Raw genomic sequence first — 13,113 nt, 5'->3', positions numbered from 1 at the left:
ATGAGAGCAGGTGCCAGGTGTCCGGTGGAGAGGTGGCCGGGATCCTGGTGGCCGTCTTCTGGGCGATCCTGGTCTCCTTCCTCGCCGTCGCGCTGGCGAGGGTGGCCCAGACGCTCAAGGCGACCACCAAGCTGGTGGCGGACGTGACCGACCAGGCCGTCCCGCTGCTGGCCGACGCCTCCGCGGCGGTGCGCTCCGCGCAGACGCAGATCGACCGGGTGGACGCGATCGCGACGGACGTCCAGGAGGTCACGTCGAACGCGTCGGCGCTGTCGACCACCGTCGCCTCCACCTTCGGTGGCCCCCTGGTCAAGGTCGCGGCCTTCGGCTACGGCGTCCGCCGGGCCCTGGGCGCCCGCCGGGAGGACGTGCCCGCCAAGGAGTCCCGGCGTACCGTGATCGTGGGCCGGACGGTCCCGGCGTCGCGGCGGGAGAAGCGCAAGGATCGCGAGAACCGCGGGAAGAGGGACTGAGCCGACCGATGTTCCGCCGTACGTTCTGGTTCACCACGGGTGTCGCCGCCGGTGTGTGGGCCACCACCAAGGTCAACCGCAAGCTGAAGCAGCTGACGCCTCAGAACCTCGCCGTCACCGCCGCCAACAAGGCCATCGACGCCGGTCACCGGCTCAAGGACCGCGCGGTCGGCTTCGCGCTGGACGTCCGCGACAACATGGCCCAGCGGGAGGACGAGCTCGGCGAGGCCCTCGGTATCAACGTGGCCCCCGAACTCCCCGCCGCCCGGCGGTACACCGCCATCGAGAACCGCAACAGCCCGAAGTACGTCGAGGGCTCGACGTACCAGACGTACTCGTACAACCGGAATGAGGACCACTGATGGAGTCGGCCGAGATTCGCCGCCGCTGGCTGAGCTTCTTCGAGGAGCGCGGGCACACCGTCGTCCCTTCGGCGTCGCTCATCGCGGACGACCCGACTCTGCTCCTCGTCCCGGCCGGCATGGTGCCCTTCAAGCCCTACTTCCTGGGTGAGGTCAAGCCGCCCTTCGACCGCGCCACCAGCGTCCAGAAGTGCGTGCGCACCCCGGACATCGAAGAGGTCGGCAAGACCACCCGGCACGGCACGTTCTTCCAGATGTGCGGCAACTTCTCCTTCGGCGACTACTTCAAGGAAGGCGCCATCAAGTACGCCTGGGAGCTGCTCACCAGCCCCCAGGACAAGGGTGGTTACGGCCTTGAGGCCGACCGCCTCTGGATCACCGTCTACAAGGACGACGACGAGGCCGAGCGCATCTGGCACGAGGTCGTCGGCGTGCCGAAGGAGCGCATCCAGCGCCTCGGCATGAAGGACAACTACTGGTCCATGGGCGTCCCGGGTCCGTGCGGCCCCTGTTCCGAGATCAACTACGACCGCGGCCCGGAGTTCGGCGTCGAGGGCGGACCGGCCGTCAACGACGAGCGGTACGTGGAGATCTGGAACCTCGTCTTCATGCAGTACGAGCGCGGCGAGGGCATCGGCAAGGACAACTTCGAGATCCTCGGCGAGCTCCCCAGCAAGAACATCGACACGGGCCTCGGCCTGGAGCGTCTCGCCATGATTCTGCAGGGCGTGCAGAACATGTACGAGATCGACACCTCGATGGCCGTCATCAAGAAGGCCACCGAGCTGACCGGCGTCCACTACGGCGACGCCCACGCCTCGGACGTCTCGCTGCGCGTCGTCACGGACCACATGCGTACGTCGGTGATGCTCATCGGCGACGGCGTGACTCCCGGCAACGAGGGCCGCGGCTACGTCCTGCGCCGCATCATGCGCCGCGCCATCCGCAACATGCGTCTGCTCGGCGCCACCGGCCCGGTCGTCCTCGACCTCATCGACACCGTGATCGCGATGATGGGCCAGCAGTACCCGGAGCTCGTCACCGACCGCGAGCGCATCGAGAAGGTCGCCGTCGCCGAGGAGAACGCCTTCCTCAAGACACTCAAGGCCGGCACCAACATCCTCGACACCGCCGTCACCGAGACCAAGGAGTCCGGCGGCACGGTCCTCGCCGGTGACAAGGCGTTCCTGCTCCACGACACCTGGGGCTTCCCGATCGACCTCACCCTGGAGATGGCCGCCGAGCAGGGCCTCTCCGTGGACGAGGACGGCTTCCGCCGCCTGATGAAGGAGCAGCGGGAGCGCGCCAAGGCCGACGCCCAGGCCAAGAAGACCGGCCACGCCGGCGCCGGCGCCTACCGCGAGATCGCGGACAAGGTCGGCGAGACCGACTTCATCGGCTACTCCGACACCGAGGGCGAGTCCACCGTCGTCGGCATCCTCGTCGACGGCACCTCCTCGCCGGCCGCCACCGAGGGCGACGAGGTCGAGATCGTCCTCGACCGCACCCCCTTCTACGCCGAGGGCGGCGGCCAGATCGGCGACACCGGCAAGATCAAGGTCGACTCCGGTGCCGTCATCGAGATCCGCGACTGCCAGAAGCCGGTCCCGGGCGTCTACGTCCACAAGGGCGTCGTCCAGGTCGGCGAGGTCACCGTCGGCGCCAAGGCCGTCGCCTCCATCGACGCCCGTCGCCGCAAGGCCATCGCCCGCGCCCACTCCGCCACGCACCTCACCCACCAGGCGCTGCGTGACGCGCTCGGGCCGACGGCCGCCCAGGCCGGTTCCGAGAACCAGCCGGGCCGCTTCCGCTTCGACTTCGGTTCGCCGTCCGCCGTGCCGACGGCCGTGATGAGCGACGTCGAGCAGCAGATCAACGAGGTCCTCGCCCGCGACCTCGACGTCCGCGCCGACATCATGGGCATCGACGAGGCCAAGAAGCAGGGCGCCATCGCCGAGTTCGGCGAGAAGTACGGCGAGCGGGTCCGCGTGGTGACCATCGGCGACTTCTCCAAGGAGCTGTGCGGCGGCACGCACGTCCACAACACCGCCCAGCTGGGCCTGGTGAAGCTGCTCGGCGAATCGTCGATCGGCTCGGGTGTCCGCCGTATCGAGGCCCTCGTCGGTGTGGACGCCTACAACTTCCTCGCCCGCGAGCACACGGTCGTCAACCAGCTGACCGAGCTGCTCAAGGGCCGCTCGGAGGAACTCCCCGAGAAGGTCTCCTCGATGCTCGGCAAGCTGAAGGACGCCGAGAAGGAGATCGAGAAGTTCCGCGCCGAGAAGGTGCTGCAGGCCGCCGCCGGACTCGCCGAGTCCGCCAAGGACGTCCGCGGCATCGCGGTCGTCACCGGTCAGGTCCCGGACGGTACGACCCCCGACGACCTGCGCAGGCTGGTCCTCGACGTGCGCGGCCGCATCCAGGGCGGACGGGCCGCGGTCGTGGCCGTCTTCACGGTCAACAACGGCAAGCCCCTCACGGTCATCGCGACCAACGAACCCGCCCGCGAGCGCGGTCTCAAGGCCGGTGACCTGGTCCGCACGGCCGCCAAGACCCTCGGCGGCGGCGGTGGAGGCAAGCCGGACGTCGCCCAGGGCGGCGGCCAGAACCCGGCCGCGATCGGCGAGGCCGTCGACGCGGTCGAGCGTCTCGTGGCGGACACGGCCAAGTGACCGGCGAGGGCCAGACCGGGGAGGGCCGGTCCATGCGCCGGGGCCGCCGGCTCGCGATCGACGTCGGGGACGCCCGGATCGGGGTCGCCTCCTGCGACCCCGACGGGATCCTCGCCACACCGGTCGAGACGGTCCCCGGCCGGGACATCCCCCAGGCCCACCGCCGACTGCGCCAGCTGGTCGAGGAGTACGAGCCGATCGAGGTCGTCGTCGGACTCCCTCGCTCCCTCAAGGGGGGCGAGGGCCCGGCCGCGGTAAAGGTTCGGGCCTTCGCGCAGGAGCTGGCCAAGGGCATCAAACCGATCCCCGTCCGCCTGGTCGACGAGCGGATGACCACGGTGACGGCCAGTCAGGGACTGCGCGCCTCAGGCGTGAAGGCCAAGAAGGGCCGCTCGGTCATCGACCAGGCAGCCGCTGTGATCATCCTGCAGCAGGCCCTGGAATCCGAACGGGTGTCAGGTAAAGCACCCGGCGAGGGCGTCGAAGTGGTCATCTGATCGCGATACGGTAACGTTCCGCGCGATGTGGCGGCGTTCGAACAGGCGCCGCACAGAAAGAGGCGGAACGATGGCAGGCCCGAAAGGGCCGCGTGATCACCGCCTCGCGGCTCTAGGGGATCGATGACTGAGTATGGCCGGGGCCAAGGCTCCGAACCGTGGCATCCGGAGGACCCGTACTACGGGGACGACGGATGGGGAGGGCAGCAGGCCAACGGCCAGCAGTCCCCCTACGGCGGCCAGCCGCAGCACTATCCAGAGCAGCCGCAGCAGCAGTACGGCGGCTGGGGCGACGGCCAGCAGGCCGGATACGGTCAGGCGCAGCAGTACCAGCAGCAGTACCAGGAGTACGACCAGCAGTACTACGCAGGTCAGGGCCAGCAGCAGTCGTACGACCAGCAGGGCTGGGGCCAGGGCACGCACACGCATGTCCAGTACACGGACCCCCAGGACCCGTACGCCCAGCAGGCCGCCGCCTACGGCGGTGGTGACGACTACTACGGCACCCCGGACGCCTACCCGCCGCCCGAACCGCCGAGCCGCAGGCAGGCCGAGCCCGAACCGCCGCAGACCGACTGGGACCCGGGCCCCGACCAGGGCGAACACGCCTTCTTCGCGGGCGGCGACGACAACGACGACGAGGCGGACGAGGACGACGACCCGCGGGCCGGCCGCAAGGCCCGCGGCGGCAAGAAGCCCAAGAAGAAGAGCCGCAACGGCTGCGCCTGTCTGGTGCTCGTGCTGGTCTTCGGCGGCGGCCTCGGCGGCGTCGGCTATTTCGGCTGGCAGTTCTACCAAAATCGTTTCGGCCCGGCCCCGGACTACGCGGGCGACGGCAACGGGTCGAAGGTCCAGGTGGTCATCCCGAAGGGCGCCGGCGGCTATGTCATCGGGCAGAAGCTGAAGGAGGCGGGCGTCGTCGAGAGCGTCGACGCGTTCGTGTCCGCTCAGGAGTCGAACCCCAAGGGCAAGACGATCCAGGACGGCGTCTACACGCTGGAGAAACAGATGTCGGCCGCGAGCGCGGTCGAACTGATGCTCAGCCCGAAGAGCCGTAGCAACCTGATTATCGCCGAGGGCTGGCGCAACTCGAAGATCTACGAGCTGATCGACAAGAGCCTCGGGGTGGCGGACGGCACCACGGCCAAGGTCGCCAAGCAGGACTACAAGAAGCTCGGTCTGCCCTCCTGGGCGCTCGACCACGCCAACGTCAAGGACCCGCTGGAAGGGTTCCTCTACCCCTCCAGCTACGCGGCCGCCAAGGGCCAGAAGCCCGAGACCGTCCTCAAGGAGATGGTCACCCGCGCCAACGACAAGTACGAGGAACTGGGCCTGACGAAGAAGGCCAAGAGCCTCGGACTCGACAACCCCTGGCAGCTGCTCACCGTGGCGAGCCTCGTGCAGGCCGAGGGTGTCAGCCACGACGATTTCCGCAAGATGGCCGAGGTGGTCTACAACCGCCTCAAGCCCGGCAACCCCGAGACCTACGGCTCGCTCGAGTTCGACTCGACGTACAACTACATCAAGAACCAGAGCAAGATCGACCTGAGCATCTCCGAGCTGCGGAAGTACAACAACCCGTACAACACGTACTACGTCAAGGGCCTGCCTCCCGGTCCCATCGACAACCCCGGTGAGGACGCGCTCAAGGGCGCGCTCGCCCCGACGAAAGACGGCTGGTACTACTTCATCTCGCTGGACGGCAAGACCAGCAAGTTCACGAAGACCCTCGCCGAGCACAACAGACTCGTCGAGGAGTTCAACGCGTCGAGGAACAAGAACTGATGGCAGCAACCCGACGGGCGGCCGTGCTCGGCTCGCCCATCGCCCACTCCCTGTCGCCGCAGCTGCACAACGCGGCGTACCGGGCGCTCGGCCTGGACGACTGGTCGTACGACAGGTTCGAGATCGACGAGGCCGCGCTGCCCGGATTCTTCGAGCGGCTCGGACCGGAGTGGGCGGGGCTGTCCCTGACCATGCCGCTCAAGCGGGCGGTCATACCGCTGCTCGACGAGATCACCGACACGGCGGCCTCCGTCGAGGCCGTCAACACCGTGGTCTTCCGGCCCGACGGAAGCAAGGTCGGCGACAACACCGACATCCCCGGCCTGGTCGCCGCGCTGCACGAGAAGGGCGTCGAGAAGACCGAGTCGGCGGCCATTCTGGGCGCCGGCGCCACCGCCTCCTCCGCCCTCGCCGCACTCGCCCGTGTCTGCACCGGTGAGGTGACCGTGTACGTGCGCAGCGAGCGGCGCGCCGCCGAGATGCGGCAGTGGGGGGAGCGGCTCGGGGTCCAGGTCCGGCCGGCGGACTGGGCCGACGCGGTACGGGCCTTCGAGGCGCCCCTGGTGATCTCGACGACGCCCGCCGGGGGTACCGACGAGCTGGCCGAGCGGCTTCCCGCCCAGGTCGGCACTCTCTTCGACGTGCTCTACGAGCCCTGGCCCACGCCGCTCGCCGCCGCCTGGCAGCAGCGCGGCGGGCACATCCTGAGCGGCCTCGATCTGCTGGTCCACCAGGCCGTCTTCCAGTTCCGTCAGTTCACCGGGGACCCCCGGTCGCCGCTGGCCGCGATGCGCGAGGCCGCACAGCTGGCCTGATCTGTCCGTTTGCCGGACTCGGATCTGAGCCGCCGCCCGGACGTGGGAGGATCGGGGGTGGCGGGCCAGGGCCGCGCACCTGGTCGAGCCGTCGCCGTACGCGAGGACGTGCGTACGCAGGGCAGTACCAGGGCGCGAGCACTGAGGAGCACCGTTGAGCAGGTTGCGCTGGCTGACCGCGGGGGAGTCCCACGGTCCCGCACTCGTGGCGACGCTGGAGGGCCTTCCCGCCGGCGTGCCGATCACCACGGAGATGGTGGCGGACCACCTGGCCCGGCGCCGGCTCGGCTATGGACGCGGCGCGCGCATGAAGTTCGAGCGCGACGAGGTCACCTTCCTCGGCGGTGTGCGGCACGGCCTGACCCTCGGTTCGCCGGTCGCGATCATGGTGGGCAACACCGAGTGGCCCAAGTGGGAGCAGGTCATGGCGGCCGACCCCATCGACCCGGAGATCCTCGCGGGCCTGGCCCGCAACGCCCCGCTGACCCGCCCGCGCCCCGGTCACGCCGACCTGGCGGGCATGCAGAAGTACGGCTTCGACGAGGCCCGCCCGATCCTGGAGCGCGCCTCGGCCCGGGAGACCGCGGCCCGCGTGGCGCTCGGCGCCGTGGCTCGTTCATACCTCAAGGAGACGGCGGGCATCGAGATCGTCAGCCATGTCGTCGAGCTGTGCTCGGTGAAGGCCCCGGCGGGTGTGTACCCGACCCCGGCCGATGTCGAGAGGCTGGACGCCGACCCGCTGCGCTGCCTGGACGCGGACGCGTCGAAGGCGATGGTGGCCGAGGTCGACCAGGCCCACAAGGACGGTGACACCCTCGGCGGGGTGGTCGAGGTGCTCGCGTACGACGTCCCGGTGGGCCTGGGCTCGCACGTGCACTGGGACCGCAAGCTGGACGCCCGGCTGGCCGGTGCGCTGATGGGCATCCAGGCGATCAAGGGCGTCGAGATCGGCGACGGCTTCGACCTGGCCCGGGTCCCCGGCTCCAAGGCGCACGACGAGATCGTCAACACCCCCGAGGGCATCCGGCGCGTCTCCGGGCGCTCCGGTGGCACCGAGGGCGGTCTGACCACGGGTGAGCTGCTGAGGGTCCGCGCCGCGATGAAGCCGATCGCGACCGTGCCGCGGGCCCTGCAGACCGTGGACGTGGCCACCGGTGAGGCCGCCCAGGCGCATCACCAGCGCTCCGACGTGTCGGCGGTTCCGGCCGCGGGCATCGTCGCCGAGGCGATGGTCGCGCTGGTCCTCGCGGACGCGGTCGCGGAGAAGTTCGGCGGCGACTCGGTCACCGAGACCCGGCGCAACGTGCGCTCGTACCTCGACAACCTGGCCATCCGGTGAGCGCAGTGCCTGTCGTCGTGCTGGTCGGCCCGATGGGCGTGGGCAAGTCCACTGTCGGCGAGCTGCTGGCCGAGCGACTCGGGGTCGCCTACCGGGACACCGATGACGACATCGTCGCGGCCGAGGGCCGGACCATCGCCGAGATCTTCGTGGACGAGGGCGAGCCGGTCTTCCGTGCCATCGAGAAGCGGGCCGTGCAGCGGGCGCTCGCCGAGCACGACGGCGTGCTGGCGCTGGGCGGCGGCTCCATCCTCGATCCGGACACGCGCGCGCTGCTCGCCGAGCACCGGGTGCTCTACCTCTCGATGGACGTCGAGGAGGCGGTCAAGCGCACCGGCCTGAACCAGGCGCGCCCGCTGCTCGCAGTCAACCCGCGCAAGCAGTGGCGCGAGCTGATGGAGGCGCGGCGCGCGCTGTACGAGGAGGTCGCGACCGCGGTGGTGGCCACTGACGGCCGTACACCAGAAGAGGTCGCCCAAGTCGCCCTCGACGCACTGGAGTTGAAAGAAGCATGAGCGAGGCAGTCACCCGGATCCAGGTCGGCGGGACCGCCGGCAGTGACCCGTACGAGGTCCTGGTGGGCCGTCAACTGCTGGGCGAGCTCGGTGGGTTGATCGGGGAGAAGGCCAAGCGGGTGGCCGTGATCCACCCCGAAGCGCTCGCCGAGACCGGTGACGCGCTGCGCGCCGACCTCGCCGGGCAGGGGTACGAGGCCGTCGCCATCCAGGTGCCGAACGCGGAGGAGGCCAAGACCGCCGAGGTCGCCGCCTACTGCTGGAAGGCGCTGGGCCAGTCCGGCTTCACCCGCACCGACGTCATCGTGGGCGTCGGCGGCGGATCCACCACGGACCTCGCCGGTTTCGTGGCCGCGACCTGGCTGCGCGGAGTGCGCTGGATCGCGATTCCCACCACCGTCCTGGCGATGGTGGACGCGGCCGTCGGCGGCAAGACCGGCATCAACACCGCCGAGGGCAAGAACCTCGTCGGCGCCTTCTTCCCGCCGGCCGGTGTGCTGTGCGACCTGGCCGCGCTGGATTCCCTCCCGGTCAACGACTACGTCTCCGGGCTCGCCGAGATCATCAAGGCCGGTTTCATCGCAGACCCCGTGATCCTGGACCTCGTCGAGTCCGACCCCGAGGCGGCGCGCACTCCGGCGGGCCCGCACACCGCCGAGCTCATCGAGCGCTCCATCCGGGTCAAGGCCGAGGTCGTCTCGGCGGACCTGAAGGAGTCGGGCCTTCGGGAGATCCTCAACTACGGCCACACGCTGGGCCATGCGATCGAGAAGAACGAGCGCTACAAGTGGCGGCACGGCGCGGCGGTCGCGGTGGGCATGCACTTCGCCGCCGAACTCGGGCGCCTGGCGGGCAGGTTGGACGATGCCACGGCCGACCGCCACCGCACGATCCTCGAAGCCGTCGGCCTTCCCCTCCACTACCGCTACGACCAGTGGCCCAAGCTGCTGGAGGCGATGAAGGTCGACAAGAAGTCCCGCGGCGACCTGCTGCGCTTCATCGTCCTGGACGGCCTGGCCAAGCCGACCGTCCTGGAGGGCCCGGACCCGGCCGTGCTGCTCGCCGCGTACGGCGAAGTGGGCGAGTAAGTCCGCCGGCGCGCCGTCCGCCCGATTTGCCTTACGGGCATGGGCACTTAGGGCCGTTCCCGGCCGTTCACCAAATGGCGGCCGGGGAAGGTACCGTTCGGTAGGGAGCGGGGTGCATGCCCCGCTGCCAGCGTCGATTGCCTGTACGAGACGGAGTGGCACCGGATGCAGCACGCAGTGGGTTCTCCGCTGCCGCCGCCCCACCAGCCGGGGCACGGACCGGCCGCCGGCTGGACGCCGGCCGCACACCACCCGGGTCACCCGGGCCCCCACCAGGGCCCGACCCCCGTGCCGCCGCCCCCGGGCTCCGTGCCGCCGTCGCACCAGGGTTCGGCCCCGGTGCCTCCGCCGCCGCCCGCCCCTGGCTACCCCGGAGCCCCCACGGCCCCGCCCCAGCCCGCCCCCCACCACGTACCGTCCCCACCGGCCCCGGACACCACCGGCCATGTCCCGCTGCCGTCCGGCGCCCCGGTCGCCATGCCCAGCGCCCCGCCCACCACCGCGGCCCCCGACCCGGCCACCACCACCCTCGCGGTCCTGCTGATCGGCCCCGCGGGCGCCGGCAAGACGAGCGTCGCCAAGTACTGGGCGGACCACCGCCGTGTCCCCACCGCCCACATCAGCCTCGACGACGTACGCGAATGGGTCCGCTCGGGCTTCGCCGACCCCCAGTCGGGCTGGAACGACCACTCCGAGGCCCAGTACCGCCTGGCCCGCCGCACCTGCGGCTTCGCCGCCCGCAACTTCCTGGCCAACGGCATCTCCTGCATCCTCGACGACGCGGTCTTCCCCGACCGCCCGGTGGTGGGCCTGGGCGGCTGGAAACGCCACGTGGGCCCCGGCCTCCTCCCGGTGGTCCTCCTCCCGGGCCTCGAAATAGTCCTGGAACGCAACGCCCAACGCGCCGGCAACCGCCGCCTCACCGACGAGGAGGTGGCCCGCATCCACGGCCGCATGGCGGGCTGGTACGGCTCGGGCCTCCCGATCATCGACAACAGCCAACTGGACGTCCCCCAGACGGCCCGAGTCCTGGACGACGTACTGGCAAGGTCGATCGCAAGCCCACCCAACTGGTAACCAGGGATGAGTGCACGCCCCTAAGGGGCGCGGGGAACTGCGCGCTCAGCCCCCATGACCCGCACCCGGCACACAACACCACCCGGCACCCCGTCCCCCGAACGGCACCCTCCCAACCGGCACAAAACCCCCACCCCTCCTACGCTCATCTCATGTCCGAGATGTACGCAATCCGCCGAACCCGGCTGAGGGAGCAGTTCAACGCCGCCGGCAACGCGGCAGCGCTCGTCTCCCACCCGGCCAACGTCCGCTACCTCGCCGGCCCAACCCCACACGGCACCGTCCTACTCCTGAGCAGGACCGAGGACCTGCTCCTCTGCGCAGGCCCCCCGGAGGACCGCCCCACAGAAGCCCGCCCCGACGAGACCCTCCGCATCCAGACCCTGCCCGGCACCTTCGGCGACCCCGCCGTCGCCGCCGCGGACTTCGCCGCGGCCCAGGGCACCGACTCCCTCGCCCTGGAGGAGCAGCACCTCACGGTCACCCGGTACCGGGCCATCCGCTCCGTCGCCCCCCGCCTCCGCGTCGCGGACCTCGGCGGTGCGGTGGAGCAGCTCAGGGTGGTGAAGGACGAGGAGGAGATCTCCTCCCTCCGCATCGGCGCCGAGATCGCCGACCAGGCCCTCGGTGAACTCCTGGAGTCGATCCTCGTCGGCCGCACGGAACGCCACCTCGCCCTCGAACTGGAACGCCGCCTGGTCGACCACGGCGCCGACGGCCCCGCCTTCGCCACCTCCGTCGCCACCGGCCCCAACGCGGGCCGCCGAGGCCACCGCCCCACCGACCGCCGCGTCGAGGAGGGCGACTTCCTCTCCGTCTGCCTCGGCGCCACCTACCGCGGCTACCGCTGCGAGATCGGCCGTACGTTCGTCATCGGCACCTCGCCCGCGGACTGGCAGATCGAGCTGTACGACCTGGTCTTCGCCGCCCAGCGCGCCGGGCGGGAGAGCCTGGCCCCCGGCGCGGCCTACCGGGACGTGGACCGCGCGGCACGGCAGGTGCTGGACTCCGCGGGATACGGCGAGGGACTTCCCGCCCTGACCGGACACGGTGTAGGGCTCGAAATCGACGAGGACCCGCAGCTGGCCCCTGCGGCCATGGGTAAACTGGACGCTTGCGTGCCGGTCACCGTCGAACCGGGGGTCCACCTCCCGGGCCGGGGCGGCGTCCGGATCGATGACACGCTCGTCGTCCGCCCCGAGGCGGACGGCGGACCCGAGCTACTCACCATCACGACCAAGGAGCTGCTCGCCCTCTAGGCAGAGGCGTGCGCCGGGGTCGTCCACGTCAGTCCAGGAGATTCCGCAACCGTGGCTTCCACGAACGACCTCAAGAACGGCCTGGTGCTCAAGCTCGAAGGCGGCCAGCTCTGGTCCGTCGTCGAGTTCCAGCACGTCAAGCCCGGCAAGGGCCCTGCCTTCGTGCGCACCAAGCTCAAGAACGTGCTCTCCGGCAAGGTCGTCGACAAGACGTTCAACGCCGGCGTCAAGGTCGAGACGGCCACTGTCGACAAGCGCGACATGCAGTTCTCGTACATGGACGGCGAGTACTTCGTCTTCATGGACATGGAGACCTACGACCAGCTGATGGTCGACCGCAAGGCCGTCGGCGACGCCGCCAACTTCCTCATCGAGGGCTTCACCGCGACCGTCGCGCAGCACGAGGGCGAGGTGCTCTTCGTCGAGCTCCCGGCCGCCGTCGAGCTCGTCGTCCAGGAGACCGAGCCGGGCCTGCAGGGCGACCGCTCCACCGGCGGCACCAAGCCCGCCACCCTGGAGACCGGTCACCAGATCCAGGTCCCGCTCTTCATCACCACCGGTGAGAAGATCAAGGTCGACACCCGCACCAGCGACTACCTCGGCCGGGTGAACAGCTAACCGTGGCTGCCCGCAACACGGCCCGCAAGCGCGCCTTCCAGATCCTCTTCGAGGGCGACCAGCGCGGCGCGGACGTCCTGACGGTCCTCGCGGACTGGATCCGGCTGTCCCGGGACGACACCCGGCAGCCGCCGGTGAGCGAGTACACGATGCAGCTGATCGAGGGCTACGCCAAGCAGGCGAAGCGGATCGACGAGCTGATCGCGCAGTACTCGGTGGGCTGGACGCTGGACCGGATGCCGGTCGTGGACCGCAACATCCTGCGCCTGGGCGCCTACGAGCTGATCTGGGTCGACGCGGTCCCGGACGCCGTCGTCCTCGACGAGATGGTGCAGCTCGCCAAGGAGTTCTCCACGGACGAGTCGCCCGCCTTCGTCAACGGCCTGCTGGGCCGGCTCAAGGAGCTCAAGCCGACGCTCCGCCGGGACGAGGCCTAGGACGTCCGGGCGAAGAGGTACGGCATTGCCAGGGGGCCCGCAGCGAGACTGCTGCGGGCCCCCTGGCGTGGCGGTGCCCGCGAGGTGTCCGAAGGCCGCAGAAAGCCGCCGGGGTGGCCGGGTGCTGGATCCCCGGCACGGCCCGCCCGTCGACCACGGGCACGTTCCGCTCCCGC

At 70.4% G+C, this 13,113-nt stretch carries 13 protein-coding genes; all 13 read left to right on the top strand.

All coding sequences use genetic code 11. The features are described from left to right. Window positions 1-17 precede the first annotated feature (17 nt). The 13 genes from ABZ848_RS30940 (at window position 18) to nusB (ending at window position 12,937) form a co-directional block, all read left to right on the top strand. Window positions 18-473 carry a DUF948 domain-containing protein gene (locus tag ABZ848_RS30940; RefSeq protein ID WP_360837214.1) on the top strand — a complete coding sequence of 152 codons (456 nt, stop codon included), beginning with the start codon at window positions 18-20 and terminating at the stop codon, window positions 471-473. Between the two features lie 8 nt (window positions 474-481). Continuing rightward, on the top strand, window positions 482-835 hold the full coding sequence (locus tag ABZ848_RS30935; RefSeq protein ID WP_360837212.1) for a hypothetical protein: 354 nt from the start codon (window positions 482-484) through the stop codon (window positions 833-835). Next, a complete protein-coding gene (gene alaS / locus ABZ848_RS30930; protein ID WP_360837211.1) occupies window positions 835-3,507 on the top strand; it encodes an alanine--tRNA ligase in 2,673 nt (890 codons plus the stop codon). The genes ABZ848_RS30935 and alaS overlap by 1 nt, the downstream gene beginning before the upstream one ends. 32 nt (window positions 3,508-3,539) lie before the next feature. Further along, window positions 3,540-4,004, top strand: a complete 465-nt coding sequence (gene ruvX, locus ABZ848_RS30925; protein WP_360837209.1) for a Holliday junction resolvase RuvX — start codon at window positions 3,540-3,542, stop codon at window positions 4,002-4,004. Window positions 4,005-4,127: 123 nt separating this feature from the next. After that, window positions 4,128-5,789 carry an endolytic transglycosylase MltG gene (mltG, locus tag ABZ848_RS30920; RefSeq protein WP_360837208.1) on the top strand — a complete coding sequence of 554 codons (1,662 nt, stop codon included), beginning with the start codon at window positions 4,128-4,130 and terminating at the stop codon, window positions 5,787-5,789. Further along, complete coding sequence (locus ABZ848_RS30915; protein ID WP_360837207.1) at window positions 5,789-6,604, top strand: shikimate dehydrogenase; 816 nt, start codon at window positions 5,789-5,791, stop codon at window positions 6,602-6,604. Before mltG ends, ABZ848_RS30915 begins: the two co-directional genes overlap by 1 nt. Before the next feature lie 154 nt (window positions 6,605-6,758). Next, the gene (aroC, locus tag ABZ848_RS30910; RefSeq protein ID WP_360837205.1) at window positions 6,759-7,943 is read left to right on the top strand and encodes a chorismate synthase; all 1,185 of its coding nucleotides are present in this window, start codon (window positions 6,759-6,761) and stop codon (window positions 7,941-7,943) included. Continuing rightward, a complete protein-coding gene (locus ABZ848_RS30905) occupies window positions 7,940-8,458 on the top strand; it encodes a shikimate kinase (protein WP_360837203.1) in 519 nt (172 codons plus the stop codon). The genes aroC and ABZ848_RS30905 overlap by 4 nt, the downstream gene beginning before the upstream one ends. Beyond that, window positions 8,455-9,546, top strand: a complete 1,092-nt coding sequence (aroB, locus tag ABZ848_RS30900; protein WP_360837201.1) for a 3-dehydroquinate synthase — start codon at window positions 8,455-8,457, stop codon at window positions 9,544-9,546. The genes ABZ848_RS30905 and aroB overlap by 4 nt, the downstream gene beginning before the upstream one ends. Before the next feature lie 165 nt (window positions 9,547-9,711). Next, entirely contained in the window at window positions 9,712-10,623 is a 912-nt protein-coding gene (locus ABZ848_RS30895) for a Pro-rich N-terminal domain-containing protein (protein WP_360837200.1), read from the top strand. Between the two features lie 152 nt (window positions 10,624-10,775). Next, window positions 10,776-11,882, top strand: coding sequence for an aminopeptidase P family protein (locus ABZ848_RS30890; RefSeq protein ID WP_360837199.1), 1,107 nt, complete (start codon window positions 10,776-10,778; stop codon window positions 11,880-11,882). 51 nt (window positions 11,883-11,933) lie between these two features. Continuing rightward, entirely contained in the window at window positions 11,934-12,500 is a 567-nt protein-coding gene (efp, locus tag ABZ848_RS30885; protein WP_020117452.1) for an elongation factor P, read from the top strand. A gap of 2 nt (window positions 12,501-12,502) precedes the next feature. Next, entirely contained in the window at window positions 12,503-12,937 is a 435-nt protein-coding gene (gene nusB, locus ABZ848_RS30880; protein ID WP_360837197.1) for a transcription antitermination factor NusB, read from the top strand. Window positions 12,938-13,113: the final 176 nt, after the last annotated feature.

The organism is Streptomyces sp. NPDC047081, assembly GCF_040643775.1.
Taxonomy (GTDB): Bacteria; Actinomycetota; Actinomycetes; order Streptomycetales; family Streptomycetaceae; genus Streptomyces.
The sequence above is the reverse complement of the archived record's forward strand: the minus strand, read 5'-3'. Positions and strand labels throughout refer to the sequence as shown.